Source organism: Roseococcus pinisoli, from assembly GCF_018413645.1.
In the GTDB taxonomy this organism is placed as follows: Bacteria; Pseudomonadota; Alphaproteobacteria; order Acetobacterales; family Acetobacteraceae; genus Roseococcus; species Roseococcus pinisoli.
Genome location: NZ_JAHCDA010000002.1, coordinates 733,526 through 752,627, shown reverse-complemented (window position 1 = coordinate 752,627; position 19,102 = coordinate 733,526). Strand labels below are relative to the sequence as shown.

At 69.7% G+C, this 19,102-nt stretch carries 20 protein-coding genes; 11 read left to right on the top strand and 9 right to left on the bottom strand.

From position 1 onward, the window contains the following. Positions 1-2: 2 nt before the first annotated feature. The gene (locus tag KHU32_RS12320) at positions 3-932 is read right to left on the bottom strand and encodes a ferritin-like domain-containing protein (protein ID WP_347265547.1); all 930 of its coding nucleotides are present in this window, start codon (positions 930-932) and stop codon (positions 3-5) included. Between the two features lie 215 nt (positions 933-1,147). Here KHU32_RS12320 and hpnH point away from each other — a divergent pair, with 215 nt between their 5' ends. The 6 genes from hpnH (at position 1,148) to KHU32_RS12290 (ending at position 6,650) form a co-directional block, all read left to right on the top strand. Next, positions 1,148-2,326, top strand: a complete 1,179-nt coding sequence (gene hpnH / locus KHU32_RS12315) for an adenosyl-hopene transferase HpnH (RefSeq protein WP_213670380.1) — start codon at positions 1,148-1,150, stop codon at positions 2,324-2,326. Positions 2,327-2,464: 138 nt separating this feature from the next. Then, positions 2,465-3,097 (top strand): phosphoribosyltransferase, encoded by a 633-nt coding sequence (locus KHU32_RS12310; protein ID WP_347265546.1) that lies wholly within the window; start codon positions 2,465-2,467, stop codon positions 3,095-3,097. A gap of 167 nt (positions 3,098-3,264) precedes the next feature. After that, on the top strand, positions 3,265-3,666 hold the full coding sequence (msrB, locus tag KHU32_RS12305) for a peptide-methionine (R)-S-oxide reductase MsrB (RefSeq protein WP_213670378.1): 402 nt from the start codon (positions 3,265-3,267) through the stop codon (positions 3,664-3,666). 74 nt (positions 3,667-3,740) lie between these two features. After that, on the top strand, positions 3,741-4,901 hold the full coding sequence (locus KHU32_RS12300; protein ID WP_347265545.1) for a YVTN family beta-propeller repeat protein: 1,161 nt from the start codon (positions 3,741-3,743) through the stop codon (positions 4,899-4,901). 1 nt (position 4,902) lies between these two features. Then, positions 4,903-5,703, top strand: a complete 801-nt coding sequence (locus KHU32_RS12295) for a polysaccharide deacetylase family protein (protein ID WP_213670377.1) — start codon at positions 4,903-4,905, stop codon at positions 5,701-5,703. Beyond that, on the top strand, positions 5,700-6,650 hold the full coding sequence (locus KHU32_RS12290) for a sterol desaturase family protein (RefSeq protein WP_213670376.1): 951 nt from the start codon (positions 5,700-5,702) through the stop codon (positions 6,648-6,650). The genes KHU32_RS12295 and KHU32_RS12290 overlap by 4 nt, the downstream gene beginning before the upstream one ends. Here the strand turns inward: KHU32_RS12290 and chrA are convergent. Next, positions 6,647-7,969: a chromate efflux transporter gene (chrA, locus tag KHU32_RS12285; protein ID WP_213670375.1), complete on the bottom strand. Its 1,323-nt coding sequence runs from the start codon at positions 7,967-7,969 to the stop codon at positions 6,647-6,649. The genes KHU32_RS12290 and chrA overlap by 4 nt on opposite strands. A 128-nt stretch (positions 7,970-8,097) precedes the next feature. Between chrA and KHU32_RS12280 the strand changes: the two genes are divergently transcribed. Continuing rightward, complete coding sequence (locus tag KHU32_RS12280) at positions 8,098-9,045, top strand: LysR substrate-binding domain-containing protein (RefSeq protein ID WP_213670374.1); 948 nt, start codon at positions 8,098-8,100, stop codon at positions 9,043-9,045. A gap of 40 nt (positions 9,046-9,085) precedes the next feature. After that, complete coding sequence (locus tag KHU32_RS12275) at positions 9,086-9,697, top strand: immunoglobulin domain-containing family protein (protein ID WP_213670373.1); 612 nt, start codon at positions 9,086-9,088, stop codon at positions 9,695-9,697. A 13-nt stretch (positions 9,698-9,710) separates the two neighbouring features. Here the strand turns inward: KHU32_RS12275 and hemC are convergent, their stop codons facing one another. After that, positions 9,711-10,724: a hydroxymethylbilane synthase gene (gene hemC, locus KHU32_RS12270; protein WP_249680990.1), complete on the bottom strand. Its 1,014-nt coding sequence runs from the start codon at positions 10,722-10,724 to the stop codon at positions 9,711-9,713. A gap of 232 nt (positions 10,725-10,956) precedes the next feature. Here hemC and hemA point away from each other — a divergent pair, with 232 nt between their 5' ends. Both hemA and KHU32_RS12260 read left to right on the top strand, forming a co-directional pair. Next, a complete protein-coding gene (gene hemA / locus KHU32_RS12265; RefSeq protein WP_213670371.1) occupies positions 10,957-12,180 on the top strand; it encodes a 5-aminolevulinate synthase in 1,224 nt (407 codons plus the stop codon). A gap of 11 nt (positions 12,181-12,191) precedes the next feature. Further along, positions 12,192-13,244, top strand: a complete 1,053-nt coding sequence (locus KHU32_RS12260) for an FUSC family protein (protein ID WP_213670370.1) — start codon at positions 12,192-12,194, stop codon at positions 13,242-13,244. A gap of 1 nt (position 13,245) precedes the next feature. Here the strand turns inward: KHU32_RS12260 and KHU32_RS12255 are convergent, their stop codons facing one another. Beyond that, entirely contained in the window at positions 13,246-14,031 is a 786-nt protein-coding gene (locus tag KHU32_RS12255; protein ID WP_213670369.1) for a DUF2189 domain-containing protein, read from the bottom strand. A 182-nt stretch (positions 14,032-14,213) separates the two neighbouring features. Here KHU32_RS12255 and KHU32_RS12250 point away from each other — a divergent pair, with 182 nt between their 5' ends. Then, positions 14,214-15,011 (top strand): class II aldolase/adducin family protein, encoded by a 798-nt coding sequence (locus KHU32_RS12250; protein ID WP_213670368.1) that lies wholly within the window; start codon positions 14,214-14,216, stop codon positions 15,009-15,011. Between the two features lie 46 nt (positions 15,012-15,057). On the opposite strand, the gene lpxB is transcribed toward KHU32_RS12250, so the two are convergent. From lpxB to hisI, 5 genes are read right to left on the bottom strand one after another with little or no spacing between them, the layout of a single operon-like run. Then, positions 15,058-16,167 (bottom strand): lipid-A-disaccharide synthase, encoded by a 1,110-nt coding sequence (gene lpxB / locus KHU32_RS12245; protein ID WP_213670367.1) that lies wholly within the window; start codon positions 16,165-16,167, stop codon positions 15,058-15,060. Beyond that, complete coding sequence (locus tag KHU32_RS12240; protein ID WP_213670366.1) at positions 16,164-17,048, bottom strand: carbon-nitrogen hydrolase family protein; 885 nt, start codon at positions 17,046-17,048, stop codon at positions 16,164-16,166. The genes lpxB and KHU32_RS12240 overlap by 4 nt, the downstream gene beginning before the upstream one ends. Further along, the gene (locus tag KHU32_RS12235; protein WP_213670365.1) at positions 17,045-17,632 is read right to left on the bottom strand and encodes a GNAT family N-acetyltransferase; all 588 of its coding nucleotides are present in this window, start codon (positions 17,630-17,632) and stop codon (positions 17,045-17,047) included. Before KHU32_RS12235 ends, KHU32_RS12240 begins: the two co-directional genes overlap by 4 nt. Then, positions 17,629-18,636 (bottom strand): CobW family GTP-binding protein, encoded by a 1,008-nt coding sequence (locus tag KHU32_RS12230; RefSeq protein ID WP_213670364.1) that lies wholly within the window; start codon positions 18,634-18,636, stop codon positions 17,629-17,631. Before KHU32_RS12230 ends, KHU32_RS12235 begins: the two co-directional genes overlap by 4 nt. Next, positions 18,633-19,061, bottom strand: a complete 429-nt coding sequence (gene hisI / locus KHU32_RS12225; RefSeq protein WP_213670363.1) for a phosphoribosyl-AMP cyclohydrolase — start codon at positions 19,059-19,061, stop codon at positions 18,633-18,635. Before hisI ends, KHU32_RS12230 begins: the two co-directional genes overlap by 4 nt. Positions 19,062-19,102 lie beyond the last annotated feature (41 nt).

Sequence of the window (19,102 nt, the reverse complement as noted above, 5' to 3'; positions counted from 1 at the left end):
TCTCAGGCTTCCTTCGGACGCGGGGTGCGCATGAACTTTCTCGCCATCCGGGCGAGGAACGGCGCGGTGGTCGGGCGCAGCAGGCGGCGGTCGTAGCCGCTGAAGCGCCGGTCGTTCTCGGCGAGGCAGAGGTCGAGGATCTGGGCGAGGGAGATGTCCTCGTTCGCGACCGCCTTGGAGCCGTTGACCGTGAAGTTGTTGTCCTGCTTCTGCTCGTTCCCGGCGCCATCGACGGTCTTGGCCATGCCGATCCGCTCGTAGCCGAGGAAGACCCAGACGGCCCAGACGCGCATCTCGAACCAGGGGCGCTTCCAGAAGGGCATGTTCTTCCGGTGCCAGGCGAGCCAGTTGGCGAAGAGCAGGATGTGGCGGCACTCCTCCTGCATCACCGGCTCGAAGGTCTCGACCAGCTCCTCGGGGAAGAGGCCGGACCGGCGGGCCATCTCGAAGAGGCCGAAGGCGAAGAAGCTGTCCACGCATTCGCTGTAGCCGGTGACCAGATAGGCCCATTCCGGGTCCTTCGGCTGAACGTATTCCGGCTCGGGCGCCAGCGGGATGCCATAGGCCTCCACCAGTTTGGAGAGGACCTCCTTGTGGCGGTTCTCCTCCCAGCCGTTGCGGGCGATGGTGTCGCGCATCTCGGGGTCGGTGATGGTGGCCGCATAGGCCGCCATACGCAGCCGGGCCTTGCCCTCGGTCTGCACCGCGATGTCCCAGATGGGCAGGCTCGTGATCCGGTTCAGCGTATCAGGATCGAGCTTGGGCCAGGGAATGACCGAGGGCTTGTAGGGGTTGAAGGTGTCCTCGAACATCTTGCAGACGGCGTGCTTATGCGCCTCCGATCCGATGACGAGGGGGCCCGGTTCAGGGCTCTGCCAGTGGCGGGCGGCATGATCGGCCGCGGCGATGGTGGCGGCGTCGGCGGTGCTCACGAGGCTCACTCCGGCTGGTCGAGGCGGCCAGACGGCCGCGGGCGTTGATTATCCGCCCCCGTACCCGCCGGCAAGTTTACGACATGGAAATGCGGGAGATGTGACCGGAAGCGGCCTTGGCAAGGGCGCGACAGCCTTGCGTTGCTCGTGCTCGCGGTGCAGCAAAACCTATGCTACCTGCTTCAGCTCGTTTTTAATCCTGGAGCGGATTCGGTATGGGTATTCCTCTCGCGCAGCAGGCGAAGGTGGCGGCCTATGTCGTCAAGCAGAAGCTTGCCGGGCGTAAGCGCTTCCCGCTGGTGCTCATGCTGGAGCCGCTGTTTCGCTGCAACCTGGCCTGTGCCGGCTGCGGCAAGATCGACTATCCCGACGCCATTCTGAACAAGCGCCTCTCGGTCGATGACTGCCTGGGCGCCGCCGAGGAATGCGGCGCGCCCGTCGTCGCGATCGCGGGCGGCGAGCCGCTGCTCCACAAGGAGATGCCGCAGATCGTCGAGGGGCTGCTGAAGCAGGGCCGCATCGTCATCCTCTGCACCAATGCGCTCCTGCTCGAGAAGCGCTTGGAAGGCTACAAGCCGCACCCGCGCTTCATCTGGGACATCCACCTGGATGGCGACCAGAAGCAGCACGACTGGGCCGTGAGCCAGGACGGCGTGTACGACCGCGCCGTCGCCGCGCTGAAGAAGGTGAAGGAGGCGGGCTTCCGCACCGCCATCAACTGCACCCTCTTCAACAACGCCGACCCCGAGCGGACGGCGAAGTTCTTCGACGACGTGACGGCCATGGGCGTGGACAACATCATGCTCAGCCCGGGCTATTCCTATGAGCGCGCGCCGGACCAGAAGCACTTCCTGAACCGCCAGACGACCAAGGACCTGTTCCGCAACATCTTCGCCCGCAACAACGGCAAGACGAAGTGGCGCATGGGCAATAGCCCGCTCTTCCTCGACTTCCTGGCCGGCAACGAGACCTACCACTGCACGCCCTGGGGCAATCCGACGCGCAACATCTTCGGCTGGCAGCGCCCCTGCTACCTGCTGGGCGAGGGTTACGCGAAGACCTTCAAGGAGCTCATGGAGGACACGGACTGGGACAAGTACGGCGTCGGCAACTACGAGAAGTGCGCCGACTGCATGGTCCATTCCGGCTTCGAGGCGACGGCGGCGATGGACGCCATCAGCAAGCCCTGGAAGATCATCGCCTCCCAGATCCGCGGCCCGCGCACCGAGGGCCCCATGGCGGCGGAGATCGACCTGACCAAGCAGCGCCCGGCGGAATACGTCTTCTCCGCCCATGTGCAGAAGGCCATGGGCGAGATGAAGCACGAGCCCAAGCGCGGCGCGAAGCACGGGGACACGGCCGCCTCGGCTACCCCCGCCACCGCCGCCGAATAGGCTGCCCTCCCGGTCGCGACGGCTTTCCCGGCCCGGCTCATCCCGATGCCGGCGCCGGGCGACCCTTCTGGGCAGCCGGGCACACCGTCGCGGCTTAACGCGACGGCCGCGGCGCCAGCCTTTCCGGAGCCGCCTCATGTGCAGGACGCCTGGCAGCATTTCGACGCCGAGCCCGATCCCGGGCCTCCCTATGGCGAGCGTTTTCCCGCCCGCATGCCGGACGGCAGCTTCCTTCACCTCCCGATCCGCCCCATCGGCGTCGCCGGACTGATCGCCAACCAGGCGAGCTTTCCGGTGATCCACGCGCTCGTCGGCTGGATGGCCGAGGCCGCCCGGAAGCTGGAGCCGGAGGTGGTGCTGGGCCTGCCCACCCTCGGCCATGTCTTCGCGCCGCTGCTGGCCGAGCGCCTCGGCCATCCCAACTGGGTGGCGGCCGGTTATTCGCGGAAATTCTGGTACGAGGAGGCGCTGAGCGTGCCGATTCGCTCCGTCACCACCGTCGCGGAACGTCGGGTCTGGCTGGATCCGCGCACGCTGCCGCGGCTCGAGGGCCGCCGCGTGCTGCTGGTGGATGACGTGATCTCGTCCGGCAGCTCCGCCCTTGCGGGCCTGGCACTGCTGGCGGCGGCGGGGATTCGCCCGGTCGGGCTTTGCGTCGCGATGATCCAGACCCGCCGCTGGCAGCCGGAATGGCCGGCCGATATCCCGGTGGAATGCGTCTGCGAGACGCCGCGGCTGGAGAGACGGGAAGGGGGATGGTTCCCCGCCTGAGGCACCGCCGGTCTCCACGCCGGCTTGAGGGCGCGCGCCGGAACCCCATCTGAAACAGGAATATTTCGACTGCCGGCGCCGACCGGGCTATGGCCGTGCCGTCATCGCGCCGAGGATCGGCCGATCCGGCCGGCGCCCCGCGGCACGGCCCATTGGGAGTTTGGATCATGAGCGGAGATTTCCCCGTCCAGCGCAGCGACGAAGAGTGGCAGGCCGAGCTCGACCCGCTCGCCTATCGCGTGCTGCGCCATCAGGCGACCGAGCGCCCGGGCACCTCGCCGCTGAACCACGAGAAGCGGGACGGAATGTTCCTCTGCAAGGGCTGCGGCACGCCCCTTTTCGAGAGCGACGCCAAGTTCGACAGCGGCTGCGGCTGGCCCTCCTTCACCGCGCCCGTGGATGGTGCGATCGCCGAGAGCCTGGACGAGAGCCATGGCATGCGGCGCGTCGAGGTCCATTGCAGCGTCTGCGGCGGCCATCAGGGGCATGTCTTCCCCGACGGGCCGGGGCCGGCCGGCCTGCGCTATTGCATCAACGGGGCGGCGCTCGACTTCAATCCCAAGGAGTAGGCAGGCGCCGGCCATCGCGCCGCCTGCCTTGAATTTGGCGGGTTTATGCGGTTGACTGAACCCTTCGAAAATCCGTGAAAGCCTCGACTGCCATGTGGCGCGCCGCTCTGCTGTTCCTGTGCTTCACGACGGGGTTGGCGCGCGCCGACACGGTCTACGTGCTTAATTCCGGCGACGCCTCCATCTCCGTGGTCGATGTCACGACCTTCGCGGAGGTGCGCCGGATCCCGCTGCTGCGGGAGGCTCATCACATCGTCCTCTCGCCCGACGGGCGTGACCTCGTGCTGGGTGACAGCGCGGCCAACGAACTGATCTTCCTCGACCCGACGACGGGGGAGATCCGGCGGCGGGAGCGCATCAGCAACCCCTACCACCTGGAATTCAGCCCGAATGGGCGGTACCTGGTGGTCGCTTCGCTGCGCCGAGACCAGATCGACATCTACGAGGCCGCGACGCTCACCCTCATCCATCGCATCCGGCAGCGCGACAAGCCGAGCCATGTGGCCTTCAGCCCGGACAGCCGCTGGGTCTATGTGACGCTGCAGGGCACCCGGCAGGTCTCGGCCGTGGATCTCTCCAACGGCAGCGTGGCCTGGGTTCAGGAAGTCGGGCCGGAGCCCGCCGGGATCATCTGGAACCGCGGCAAGCTGCTGATCGGCCTGATGGGCCGGCAGGAATTCGTGACCCTGGACCCCGCGACGCGCGAGGTCCGCACCGCCTTCAGGGTCGGGCGCGGCGCCCATACGGCCTTCCCCGCGCCCGACGGGCGGACGCTCTACGCCACCTCCCGCGTCGACAGCCGCATCGCCGAGGTGGATGCCGAGACCTATGAGGTCCGGCGCGTCTTCGAGATCCCTGGCGGGCCGGACTGCATCGCCTTCGACCCAGAGGGCCGCATCTACGCGACGCTGCGCTGGACGGGCCGTATCCTGGCCTTCGACCCCCGCACCGGTGAAAGCGCCCAGGCGCGCGTGGGCCGCAGCCCGCATGGGATCTTCGTGGTTCCGCAGCGGGAAGGCGTTGCCGTCGACTTCGCCTATGCAGCCCCCGGTGCCATCAGCGGCAGCCGGCCGATGGCGCAGCCGGTGGTGGGGGGCGGGGCCATCGTGCGCGTCGCCGTGCCGCCCACGCCGGTCGCGGCACCGGCCGTCGCGACGGAGGTCGCCGACCGCGCGCCCGCGCCGACGCCCGGGACGGTCAGCGCCACGCCCGCTTCCGCCACCGCACCCCGCTGACATGATCGGGCGCCGCCTCCTCGGCGCGGCCTCCCTCGCGGCCATGGCGGCGCCGGCCCTCGCGCAGCCGGCGAGGCCGCGCGGCTGCGCCGGCACGCTTTATCTGACCATCGATACCGGCTGGGCCCGCGAGGCCGAGGCCATCGCCGCCGTCATGGCCCGCCACGGCATCCGCGCGACCCTCTTCGTGGCGCAGGAGCCCACCTTTCGCGGCGACCGCTCGCTTGACGCTTCCTGGGGGCCGTTCTGGCGCGCCCGGGCGGCGGAGGGGCACGTCTTCGCCAGCCACACCTGGCGCCACTGGTATTTCCGGGGCGATGCCGGGCCGGGGCGCACGAACTATGCCTCCCGCCGGGGCGAGGGCCGGGAGGTGCTGGACCAGGCCGGCCTCTGCGCCGAGCTCGCGCGGCCCGTCGACGCCCTGCGCGCCCTGGCGCCCGAGGCGCAGGTCCTGCCGCTCTGGCGCGCGCCGGGGGGCATCGTCACGCCGGGCGCGCTGCGGATGGCAGAGGCCTGCGGGCTGCGGCACCAGGGCTGGACCCCGAACGGCTTCCTTGGCGACGAGCTGGATTCCGCCGCGCAGCCCAATGGCGCCCTGCTGCGGCGCAACCTGGCGCGGATCGCCGATGGCGAGGTGCTGATCATGCATTGGGGCGTGCGCTCGCGCCGCGAGCCCTTCGGGCTTATTTTCGAGGCCCTGGTGACGGGCCTGCTCGAGCGTGGTTTCTGCTTCGCGACCCTGCCGCCGGCCGGCATCCCGGCGCGTCCCTCTCCCTCCGCTTCCCCTCGGGGCCCGACATGATCGACTTCATCCAGGACCAGTACGACCGGCTGACCGGCTGGCTCTTCGAAGCGCTGCTGCAGCCGGCCATGTATCAGCTGGGCCTGATGAACTGGGCGGACGAGGCCTTCCAATGGATGGACTTCTTCGTCTTCGGCGTCATCCAGGTCATCGTCGTGGTCGCCGTCTGCCTGCCGCTGGAGAAATGGCGGCCCGTGGAGCGCTGGGAGAGCCAGCGCGTCGTGCAGACGGATGTGCTCTACACGCTGCTCGCGCGCCTCGGCATCCTGCCGATGCTGGGCTTCATCCTCTTCTACGCCGCCTCCTCGCGCATCGAGGGGATGATCGCCGATAGCGGCTTCGTGCCTCCGACGCTCGAGACGATGATCCCCTGGCTGCGGGAGGCGCCGCTGGTCGCGCTCGCGCTCTACATCATCATCCTCGACTTCGCGGAATACTGGCGCCACCGGCTGCAGCACATGTTCCCCTGGTGGTGGGCGCTGCACTCGATCCACCACGCCCAGACCCAGATGACCTTCTGGACGGACGACCGGAACCACATCCTGGACGACATCATCGCCGCCGCCTGGTTCGGCATCATCGCCGTCGTCATCGGCGTGCCGCCGGGGCAGTTCCCGATCATCCTGCTCGTGCTCCGGCTGGCGGAGAGCCTCAGCCACGCCAACGTCCGGCTCGACTTCGGGCGGGTGGGCGAGCGCCTCGTGGTCAGCCCGCGCTTCCATCGCCTGCATCACGGCGTGCTGAGCGCGGGGAATTCGGGCAAGAACTACGGCGTGCTGCTGCCGGTGTGGGACTGGATCTTCGGCACGGCCGATTTCCGCCGGGACTATTATCCCCGCACGGGCGATCCCGACGCCCCTTCGGCCTATGTGCGCGGTGGCTGGCTGGCGCAGCAGGCCATGGGGCTGCGGCAGGTCTGGCGGGCGATCACGGCCCGGCGCGCCTAGGGCGCGGCGAGCGTCAGCGCGAGGCCTGCCAGCGCGCTCATTCCCAGCAGGGGCACCACGCCCAGCTTCAGCCGGAACAGGCCGAAGGCGGCCAGCGCGGCCAGGGCCAGCGCCTGCCATTGCAGGCTGACCGGATCGGGCCATTGGACGGCGAAGGGCCCGTCCACCATCCGGGAGAAGAGCACGCGAAGCGCGAACCACAGCGCGAGGTTCGCGATGACCCCCACCACCGCGGCGGTGACCCCCGCCAGCGCGCCGCGCAGCCGCGCGACGTCGTGCAGGCGTTCGACATAGGGCGCGCCCAGGAATATCCAGGCGAAGCAGGGCAGGAAGGTCACCCAGAGCGTCAACCCCGCACCGGCCGCGGCGCCGATCCATCCGCCGCCCTCGCGCAGCCCGGCGAGAAAGCCCACGAATTGCAGCACCAGGATCAACGGCCCCGGCGTCGTCTCGGCGAGGCCGAGGCCGGCCAGCATCTCGGGCGCTGTCAGCCAGCGGTAATGCTCCACGGCCTCCTGCGCGACATAAGCCAATACCGCATAGGCGCCGCCGAAGGTGACGACCGCCATCTTCGAGAAGAACCAGCCGATATCGGCGAAGACCCCACCCGCCGGGATCAGCAGTGCCACCGGCCAGAGCCACAGCACCACGGCCAGCAGCCCGGCGCGGCGCGCGGCGCCCGACATGGCGGCGATCCGCCCCGGCTCGGCCGCCAGCAGCGCGTCCAGCGCCGCGGGGTGGTCGTCAGCCGAGGGGCCGTGGCCCGCCCTGGCGAAGCTCCCGGGCGTGAGGAAGCCGATGGCGCCGGCGCCCAGCACCACGACCGGGAAGGGCACGGCGAAGACGAAGAGCGCGAGGAAGGCAGCCACCGCCAGCACCCAGGGCAGGAGGCCCCGCAGCGCCCGTCGCGCCAGGCGCAGCAGCGCCTCGACCACCAGGACGAGCACGGCGCATTTCAGGCCGAAGAACAGCGCGGCCACCAGCGGCACGCCGCCCAGCGCCGCATAGATCGCCGACAGCGCCAGCATCACCAGCGCCCCCGGCAGCAGGAAGAGCAGGCCCGCCGCCACGCCGCCGCGCACGCCATGCATCAGCCAGCCGAGATAGGTGGCCAGCTGCATCGCCTCGGGCCCCGGCAGGAGCATGCAGAAGTTCAGCGCGTGCAGGAATCGCGCATCCGATACCCATCGGCGCCGGTCCACGACCTCGCGCTGGAGCATGGCGATCTGCGCGGCCGGTCCGCCGAAGGAAAGGCAGCCGATGCGGGCCCAGACGCGCAGGGCCTCGGAGAAGGAGGGAAGGGTGGGAGTAGCCGGCACGGCAGGCACCTGTCATTCATGCGCTGCGATGCTTGGGCGGGTGCCTCATGGGGCGATCGCCGAATGCCCCTTGTCGCGGAAGCTGCCGGGGGGAATGTTCCTGGTCAAGGATTGGATGAGGCCACGGGATGAACCTCGCCGGATTGAGCCTGCGCGACCTCGAATACATCACGGCGGTGGCCGAGCATCTCCACTTCGGCCGGGCCGCGGTGGCCTGCGGCGTCAGCCAGCCCACCTTGTCGGGCCAGCTCCGCAAGCTCGAGGAGTTCCTCGGCGTCGAGATCTTCGAGCGCAGCCCGCGCGGCGTCCTCGTCACGCGGCGGGGCGAGGATGTCATCGCCCAGACCCGGCGGATCATCGCCGAAGCGCGCCGCCTCTTCGAGGTGGTGAGCATCGGCGCCGAGCCGCTGACCGGCACGCTTCGCCTCGGCGTCATCTCCACGCTCGGGCCCTATCTCGTGCCCTTCCTGCTGAAGCCGCTGCGGGCGCGCTATCCCGATCTCAAGCTCATGCTGCACGAGGGGCATACGCGCGCCCTCATCCGCCAGCTGGAGGAGGGCGAGCTCGACGCGCTGCTGGCGACCAGCCCGATCCCCGAGGCGGAGCTGACCGAGCTGCCCCTCTTCCGGGAGGAACTGGCCCTGGCCGTTCCGCGCGATCACCCGCTGGCCCAGGCCGAGCAGGTGAATCCGGGGGACATCCCGGTGGCGGAGCTGATCCTGCTCTCGGAAGGGCATTGCCTGCGGGAGCAGGCGCTGCAGCTCTGCCCCTCACGCCTCCGGGAAGGGCCGACGGAGCTCCAGGCCGCGAGCCTGGAATCCATGCGGCAGATGATCGCAGCCGGCTCAGGCGTTGCCTTCATGCCGCAGCTGGCGATCCAGGTCGGCGCCCTGCTGGACGACATGGTGGCCTATCGCCGCATCGCCGGCGGCCAGTACATGCGCGACGTCGCGCTGTTCCACCGTCCCAGCTTCGGGCGCATCCGCGACATCCGGCTGCTGCGCCAGTCGATCGGCGAGATTCTCGCGGAACAGAGCGCGGTGAAGGTGCACCGTCCGGGGCGGGCGGCCCCCTGAGGGGATTGGGTAGGAGATTTTTATTCAATCATTCCAGGGAATGAACTATCCCTTTCGCTGGAGCGAGGGGAGAAACTCCATGGCACTCGTTGTTACTGTCGTCGATGACACGGATCGCGTGGGTTATGCGGCAAGCATGCTACGAACCGGCGAACTCTACATGACGGACGCGGTCGACATGGTGGCCAAGATCCTCGCCTTTCTGGCGAAGTACTCGCCGCCGCCCAGTCCGCACTCCATCACGGCCTATGCGATGTCACATGGACGGGTGCCGCTGCCCAAGACGCCTGCCCCGGGGACGACCCCGATGGATAAGCTCAACATCCTCGATCACGGGAATTCCTCGGGCCTCGAAATCGGCACGGATTGGGTCTCGACGGCGAGTTTCGCGCGGTTCCAGCCGGAATTCGCCAAGCTGGCATCGAAATTCGCGCCGGGCGCCTATGTCCATCTGCAGCATTGCGAGGCCGGGATGAACATCAGCCTCATGGAGATGTTCGCCGATACCTTCGCGGTCCCCGTGGTAGGCGGACGGGGTCTTACCAACCCTGTCTATCGGGCCAATACGGGCAATTATGTCCGCGTCTATCCGACGAGCGGCGGCAGCCGGCCCAGGAGCGACACGTTCTTCTGGGGGCCGGGCGACCAGTAGGCCACGGCCTGGCTCAGGCGAAGACGTCGGCCGGGGTCTCGCGGTAGAGTTCCTCGCCCAACTCGCGCCCGATCCGGGGGGCATCCTCGGCGGCGCCCTCGACCGTGCGGCGGATCAGGAAGCTGCCGTCGCCCCGGGCGATCAGAGCCGTCAGCCGGAGCCGGCCTTCGGGCAGCAGCACCGCATGCGCACCGATCGGCGTGCGGCAGGAGCCGTCCAGCGCGCGCAGCAGCGCCCGCTCGGCCAGGCTCACGGCCTTGGAGGCCGGATCCCAGATGGCGGTCAGCATCTCGCGCAGGGCCACGTCGTCCTCGCGGACGGTGACGCCGATGATGCCCTGGCAGGCCGCGGGCACCATCTCCTCCTCGTCGAGGACGACATCCGCATGGGCTTCGAGGCCGAGGCGCCTGAGGCCGGCCAGCGCCAGCAGCGTCGCATCGAACTCACCGCTCGCCACGCGCGAGAGGCGGGTCTGCACATTGCCGCGGATGACCTCGCAGCGGAGGTCAGGCCGCGTGTGCAGCAGCTGCGCCTGACGGCGGACGGAGGCCGTGCCGACGAGCGCGCCGGGAGGCAGGGCGGAGAAGGGGTCCCAGGCCGGGCTCGAGAAGCCGCCGCGGCGGCAGGCGGCGCCCAGCACGATGGCGTCGCGCGCGTCCTCGCGCCGGAGGGTGCAGGCCAGGGCGATCCCCGGCGGCAGCTCGGTCTCGAGGTCCTTCAGCGAATGGACGGCGAAGTCCACACGGCCGTCGAGCAGCGCCTCGTGGATTTCCTTGGCGAAGAGGCCCTTGCCGCCGATCTCGGCGAGGCGCTTTTCCTGCGCACGGTCGCCCGAGGTCGCGATCTCGCATTCCTCGAAGGCGTCGAGGTTGCGCAGCACCGGGCAGACGGCGCGGATGCGGTCCAGGAAGGTCCGCGTCTGGAACAGCGCCAGCGGCGAGCCGCGGGTACCGACGCGCATCGGGATGGCGGGCGCGTGCGAGCGCAGCCCGCGGCGGGGCGCCTGACCCGGATCGGGATGCCTCAAAGCTGGATGTCCCCCCGCGCCAGGCTGGGGGTGCCGGAACCCGACACCGTTGGATGACCCTTTGGAGAATGCGGCCGCTGCATAGCACAACGCTCGCGCAAGGGGAGTAGCGGGTGGGGCTTTCCAGGTTAAATCGTGCCGCAATCTCGGCCTGTCAGCCATGCAGGGGCTGATTTTGAGCTCGAAGGCCGCTAGATGGGGCGCAAGGGCCGCGGCCCGGGAAAGGCATGCGATGGACTACGAAAACCTGTTCCGCAATCAGCTCGACGGCCTTCGCCGCGAGGGCAGATACCGGGTCTTCGCCGACCTCGAGCGGCATGCCGGCGCCTTCCCCCGCGCCACGAAATACTCCTCGGAGAACGGGGCCGACCGCAGCGAAGAGATCACCGTCTGGTGCTCCAACGACTATCTCGGCATGGGGCAGCATCCGAAGGTGCTCGAGGCCATGCATGCGGCGCTGGACCGGACGGGCGCGGGCTCCGGCGGCACCCGCAATATCGCCGGCAACCATCACGAGCATGTCCTGCTGGAGCGCGAGCTCGCCGACCTGCACGGCAAGGAGGCGGCGCTCCTCTTCAACTCCGGCTACATGTCCAACTGGGCGACGCTCACCACCCTCGCCGGGCGGCTGCCGGGCTGCGTGGTGCTGTCGGACGAGCTGAATCACGCCTCCATGATCGAGGGCATCCGCCATAGCCGGGCGCGCTGCGAGATCTGGAAGCACAACGACCTCGGCGATCTGCGCGCCCGGCTGGAGGCGCTGCCGCGCGACGTCCCCAAGCTCATCGCCTTCGAGAGCGTCTATTCGATGGACGGCGACATCGCGCCCATCGCCGAGATCTGCGACCTTGCCGACGAGTTCGGCGCCATGACCTATCTGGACGAGGTGCATGCGGTGGGCCTCTACGGTCCGCGCGGCGGCGGCGTGTCGGAGCGCGAGGGCGTGCAGCACCGCCTCACCCTCATCGAGGGCACGCTTGCCAAGGCCTTCGGCGTGATCGGCGGCTATATCGCCGGTTCGGCCGCGGTGATCGATTTCGTGCGCAGCTTCGCCTCCGGCTTCATCTTTTCCACCTCGCTGCCGCCCTCGATCGCGGCCGGGGCGAGGGCGAGCATCCGCCATCTCAAGGAAAGCACGGCCGAACGCGACCGGATGCATGAGCGGGTGGCCACCGTGCGGGCGCGGCTGGATGCGCTGAACATCCCGCACCTGCCCAACCCCAGCCATATCGTGCCGGTGATGGTTCACGATGCGGTGCTCTGCAAGCGCATCAGCGACCTGCTGATGGAGCGCCATGGCGTCTATGTGCAGCCGATCAACTTCCCGACGGTACCGCGCGGCTCCGAGAGGCTGCGCGTCACGCCCTCGCCGCTGCACAGCGACGCCGATATCGACCATCTGATGAACGCCCTGGCGGAAGCCTGGGCCGAGTTCAGCCTCCGGCGCGCCGCCTGACGAGCCGGCGCATGCCTTGGGGCGCCCTGGCGTCCTGGCTGGACCGGATCGATCCGGGGACGCATCGCCGCATCAAGGGGCTGCGCCTGGTCACGGCCTTCGGCCTTGCCGCGCTGGTGGGCGCGCTGCACGACGTCTCGGGCGACTTCTCGCGGGGCGCCTTCCTCACCCCGCTGGCGGGCGGGCTGGCACTCTGGGCCAGCGTCTCCGAAGGCCAGCTGACGCGGTGGCAGTCCGCCCGGGACCTGACGCTGCTGGTGACGGCCGCGGTGGCCGGGGCGAGCCTGATGGCGCTTGCCTCGCCGCGGCTGGCACTCCTCGGCACCGTGGCGCCGGAAGCGGCGCTCGTGACCGGCGCCTTCCTGGTCAGCTACCTGCGCCGCTTCGGCAGGCTGGGGACCGGGCTCGGCTCGCAAATCTACACCGGCCAGCTGCTCGCCTATGGCCTGGGATTGGCGCCAGCCGACCTGCCCATGCTCGCCGTGGCCTGGCTCATCGCCGTACCGGCCGCCATCGTGCCGCGCATGCTGAGCGGCCCGGCCGAGCGGCCCGACCCGGCTCCGCCCAGGCCCTCGACGGTCGCGGAGGCGCGGCTGGGATTTTCACCTGAGCTGGTGATGGGGCTGCAGGCGGCGATTTCCGCCGTCGCGATCGTGGCACTGACGGGCACGCTGGGGCTGCAGCATTCCGTCTGGGCCATCACGGCCAGCACTTATGTCGTGGCGAGCACGGCCTCCGGCACGCGGGAACGCGTTCGCCGCCGTGTGGTCGGAACTTTCTTCGGCGTGCCGCTGGGTCTGGCCTGCCTGCCCATCGCCGAGCACGCGCCGGTGCTGATCTGGGCGGCCGCCGCCCTGGCCATGGTGATCTACGCGATGTCGCTGCCCGCCCGCTACGACATCGCCTGCGGGGCCTTCGCCTTCACCCTCATCGTCACGCTGGCGGCCAGCGGCGAGCATTCCATCTCGCATCTGGCCGCGCGGCTCTGGGAGACGGCGCTGGGCGGCGCCTTCGGCGTGGTCTCGGCCTCGCTGTTCCTGCCGCTCCGTCCCAAGCCGGCCTGAGTTACCGGACCAGGCGCCGGTACAGGTGCCAAGTCGCGTGGCCGAGGATGGGCAACACCAGGGCGAGGCCCACCCCCAGCAGCGCCATGCCAGCGAAGATCATCGCGCCGACGATGATGCCCCAGACCGTCAGCATCACCGGATTGGCGCGGAAGGCGGCCAGCGAGGTGTAGACGGCCTCGCCGGCGGTCACGTGCCGGTCCAGCATCATGGGGAAGGAGACCAGGCTCACCGCCAGCACCCAGAAGGCGAAGCACGCCCCCACGAGGTTGCCCACGATTATCAGGCCCATGCCGTGCCGCGTGTGCAGGATCTCGGCCATCATGGCGCTGAAGGAGGTGTGAATCTCCGGACCCATGAAGGCATGGAAGAGCCCGCGGGCCACGCCGATCCAGAGCACGAAGGTCGCGGCCAGGGAAAGGCTCAGCAGGAGGATCCCGCCGATGGCCGGAGATTTCAGCACGCCGAACATGTCCCGCCAGGTGGTGGGGAAGCCTAGCTCCCGGCGCCGGCTCAGCTCGTAGATGCCCAGCGCCAGGACCGGGCCGACCAGGGCGAAGCCCGCCAGCAGCGGCCAGACGAGCGGCAGCATCGCGCTGCCCGCCGCGGCGCGGCCGATCACCAGGCCGAAGACAGGATAGATGAGACACAGGAAGAAGATCTGCGTCGGTGCGGCGACGAAGTCGTCCCACCCCCAGCGCAGCGCGGTCGCCAAGTCACCGAAACGGAGGCGACGGATCTGCGGATCTCCGGCGGCGTGGTCGGCCACCCAAGCGATTGGTGCCATGGTCGTTTCCTCCGCGGCCGAATCAGCCGAGGCCGCTTGCGGCGACGGGAGGATGCCGAGGCGCGCGATCCGCCCGATGGCGGCATTCTAGGACCGTCTGAGCCATAACGGTTCAGAATTCATCCCGTTTCGTTCCGCTGGCGATCGCGCTACGCTTCCGGGCAATAGAAGGAGACGGAACCATGCTCGAACTCTCGCCGAGCCCTGTGCTCAGCATCCCTTCGCTGCGCGACAAGGTGACGCCGGCCGAATGGCAGGCCCGCGTGAACCTGGCCGCCTGCTACCGGCTCATGGACCTCTACGGCATGAGCGACATGATGGCGAACCACATCTCCTGCCGCGTGCCGGGCGAGGACGGCGCCTTCCTCATCAACGCCTACGGCATGAGCTACGACGAGATCACGGCCTCCTCACTCATCAAGATCGACGTGAAGGGCAACATCCTTCTGAAGCCGGACTTCGGCGACCTGGGCTACGGCGTGAACCGCGCGGGCTTCGTCATCCATGGTGCCATCCACGAGGCGAGCCACGAGATCGACTGCGTGATCCACACGCACACCTGGCCCGGGATGGCGGTCTCCTCGCTGGAATGCGGCCTGCTGCCGATGAACCAGACGTCGATGCGCTTCCTGAAGATCGGCTACCACGAGTTCGAGGGCGTCGTGCTCGACCTCTCCATGCAGGAGCGGCTGGTCCAGGACCTCGGCGACAACAACGCGCTGATCCTGCGCAACCACGGCCTGCTGACGGTGGGCCGGACCATCGCCGAGGCCTTCAACGCGATGCATCGCCTGGAGCTGTCCTGCAAGGCGCAGCTCGCGGCGCTGGCCTGCAACGCCGAGATCCATCCCGTGCCGCCGAAGGTGTTGGAGGAGACCTACATGAACTACCAGCCGCAGACGCGCCGGCCCTACGGCGTGATGGAATGGCCGGGCCTGCTGCGCAAGCTCGACCGGCTGGATCCCAGCTTCCGCGACTGAGGGCGGCTTTCAGGCACCGGGCGCGTCTCACGCGCCCGGCATCACGTCAGAGCATCCGCAGGACGGCCTCGGCAGCGGCCTCGCTCGGCAGGCCCTTCTCCGGGCGCAGCTTCGCCAGCGCCCGGGAAAAGCCCTCGCGCTGGCGGGCCACGGCCTCGTCGTCCTCGATCAGCGGCAGGAGCGCGGCGGCGAGGCCGCGCGGCTCGCATTTCTCGAGCAGGAGCTCGGGCACGATCTCCTCATCGGCCAGCAGGTTCACGAGGCTGGCGTATTTCACCCGGAACAGCTGGCGGATGATGGCGTTGGAGATCGGGTTGAAGGTGTAGCCGATCACATGCGGCAGGCCCGCCACCGCCGCTTCCAGGGAGGAGGTGCCGGATTTGATCAGCCCGGCCCGGGCGGCGGCGAAGGCGTCGGCCTTCTCGCCGGGCGCCCGCACGGTCTGGATCGGCCGGCCCCAGACGGCTTGCTGCCGGCGAACGATCTCCTCGACGGTGCCGGCCAATCCGATGACGGGAAGGATATCCGCCGGCAGGCGGCGCACCGTCTCGGCGAAGGGGGGCAGGAGGCGCGAGACCTCGCCGCGCCGGCTGCCCGGCATGACGATGAGCGACCGGCCGGTATAGGGAACGCGCGAGGCGTCGCCATGGGCGGCCTCGCTCTCCAGGATGGGATGACCGACGAAATCCACCGGGATGCCGGCCGCCTCGAAGATCGGGGCCTCGAAGGGGAGCAGCGCCAGGATGCGGTCCACGCGCTTGGCGATCTTCTTCACGCGGCCGGGCCGCCAGGCCCAGACCTGCGGTGCGACGTAATGGAGGATGGGGATGCCGAGCGGCTTCACCCTCGCGGCCAGGCGCAGCGTGAAGCCGGGACTGTCGATGGTGACGATGAGGCGGGGGCGGCGGGCGGTGATGTCGGCCACTGCCTCGTCCATGCGCTGGGAAAGCCGGCGGAGGCTGGGCAGCACCTCCATGATGCCCATGAGCGCGAGCTGCCGGATGTCGAAGAGCGAGGCGAAGCCCTGTTCGGCCATGCGCTCGCCGCCGATGCCGGCGAATTCCAGCGTGGCGTCGCGCGCGCGCAGGGCGGCGATCAGCCGCGCGCCCAGGATGTCGCCCGAGGCCTCGCCGGCGGCGATGTAGACGGTGGTCAAGCGAAGGTTGCCATCGGGCTGCGCGGCGCGGGCATGGCGGGCCAGTCGCGATGGTTGCGCACGGCGCCCTCGGCGCGGACCGCCTCCAGCCGGGCCGGATCCAGCGTCGTGAAGAGCAGGCCAGGCGTGTCGTAAGCCAGGGCCGCGACCACGCCGTCGGAAGCAAAGCCGCGATCCACGGGGCCGTAGACGGCGGCCGCGCCGTGGTTCTCGTCCAGCGCGACCGAGCCCTCGAAGCCCCCCAGCGTGGGCGCGACGGCGACGAAGCACTGGTTCTCCAGCGCGCGCGCCTGGGCCCCGATGCGGACGCGGTTGAAGCCGTGATCGGTGTCGGTGCAGGTGGGCACCAGGATGAGCCAGGCGCCGGCCTCGACCTGCGCGCGCACCACGTCCGGGAATTCCGCATCGTAGCAGACGGCGATGCCGACCGGGCCCCAGGGCGTGTCGAAGACCTGCGGCGCAGCACCGGAGGAGACGCCCCAGTGCTCCGTCTCGAAGCGCGTCATGCGGCGCTTCTCCTGCATCGCCATCCGGCCGTCCGGCGCGATGAGGGGCGCGCGGTTCACGATGGTCTCGCCCTCCCGCATGGGCAGCGTGCCGGGCTGCAGCCAGATCCGGTGCCGCATCGCCACGGCTCGCATGGCGGCGAGGATCCCGTCCGCCGCCGCCACCATCGCGCGGAGCTCCGTTGCGGCATCGGGGGCGTTGCGGCCGGCCAGCGCGGCGCCGAGCTCGACGCAGGCATATTCCGGCATGAGGACGAGGTCGGCCCCGCCGGACTTAGCCGCCGCCACCCAATGGTCGAGCTTCTCGGCATAGGCAGCGATGCTGGAGGTGGGTTCCACCGGCCAGGCCAGGGTGGCCAGGGTCAGCGCCGTCACAGGGATTTGATCCAGAAGGAGAGGCGGTGCGGCGTTTCCTGCTGGGCGCCGATCTCACGCCAGTTGAACACGCAGGACAGTTCGGGATGGTGCGCGTAGCCGCGCTTGCGCCAGAAGGCGTCGAGCGGCGCGTAACCGGCTGGCCGGCGCGGATCGTCGGCCTCGCGGATCACGGCGCAGAAGGTGGTGAAGGGCAGTTCGAGGTGGCGCGCATGCGCCTCCCGCGCGGCGAAGAAGGCCACACCCGCGCCCTGGCCGCGATAGCGCCGCTGCAGCACCGATTCCCCGAAGTAGCAGTAGTCCGCCGGGTTCCGGCCCGCTTCCTCGAAGGCCGTGCGGACGGGCCCGTGCGTCGCCGTCATGGGCTGGGCCGTGGCGGCGCCGACGATGACCTCGCCATCCCAGGCGAGGATGATCGCGGAGGCTTCATCCTCGGCGTAGTGGCGCAGGTAGCGGGCCTCATCCTCGGCCTCGCCGCGATAGAGGTACGGCCATTCGCAGAAGACCTCGGTCCGCAGCCGGGCCACGGCAGGGACGTGGGACAGCGCGGCTTCGCCGGTGACGGTCTCGATGCGGAGCGTCATGCGTCGGCGGCCTCGAGAAAGGCGCGCAGCCCGTCCTCCACCACCGAGGGATCGAGGTCGCGCAGGATGAAGACGAGGCGGCTGGAACGGTCGTCGCCCTCGGGCCAGGCCGGCAGCAGCTGCGGCGGGTGGAAGCTGTGCTGCACGCCATGCATCACCACGGGGCCGGGCTGGCCCTTCAGGTTCAGAATGGCCTTCATCCGCAGCACGTGCTGGCCCTGGGTGATGGCCAGCATCTCCAGGTAGGAGGCGAGGCCCTCCCACGGCAGGGGCTCCGTGAAGCGCAGGCAGGTGGCGCGGATGCGGCCGTCATGCCGGTTCACGTCGTGGTGGTGATGGTGGTGGTGGTGGTGATGCCCGGCGGCGGCGATCCATCCGTCGATGTCGGGCAGCTTGCCGTCCGCGGTGAAGGGGCCGGCGTCGATCAGCGCGGCGGCGTCGACCTCTCCGGCCACGGCGGTCAGCAGCGGCGCGACAGGGTTGAGGTGCGAAAGCCGCTCGCGCAGCGCGGCGACCTCCTCCGGCGCGGCGAGGTCGGTCTTGGTGAGCACGATCCGGTCCGCCACGGCGGCCTGGCGCAGCGCCTCGGGCTGGGCGTCGAGCGTGGCCATGCCGTGCACGGCGTCCACCAGCGTGACCACGCCATCGAGCCGGTACTGGCGCTGCAGCCAGGGGTCGGACATCAGCGTCTGCAGGATCGGCGCCGGATCGGCGAGGCCCGTGGTCTCGATCACCACGCGGCGGATGGGCTGCGGGCGCTCGGCCAGATCCCGTAGGGCGCGGGCCAGGTCACCGCGGATGGTGCAGCAGAGGCAGCCGGCGGCCAGCAGCACGGCGTCCTCGTCCAGCCGCTCCACCAGCAGGTGGTCCAGCCCGATCTCGCCGAACTCGTTGATCAGCACGGCGGTCTCGGCCATCGCCGGCTGCCGGAGCAGGCGATTGAGCAAGGTTGTCTTGCCGGCGCCGAGGAAGCCGGTGAGCAGCGTGACAGGAAGCTGGCTCATGCGCCGTAGAGGCTTTGCGGGCTGACCAGCGGGGCGGCCACCTCGGCGAGCTCGTCGCCGCGGGGAGCCAGGAAGAAGCAGCTGCGCCGGCCCGTGTGGCAGGCGACGCCGAGCTGGTCGACGAGCAGAAGCAGCGTATCGCCGTCGCAATCCACGCGCAGGTCGAGCACCTTCTGCACTTGGCCCGAGGTCTCGCCCTTGCGCCAGAGGCCACCACGGCTGCGGCTGTAGTAACAGGCACGCCCGGTCTCCAGCGTCTCGGCGAGGGATTCCGCGTTCATCCAGGCCATCATCAGCACCTCGCCCGTGTCATGCTGTTGGGCGATGGCGGGAACGAGTCCCTTCGCGTCGAAATGGACGGCGGCAAGCACGGCGGCGCGGGCGGCGGCGGAGCTGACGGGGACGGGCGAGGGGGTGTCTGACATGGCGAGACACTATATGGGGTTTCGTGATGTCAGGTGAGGGG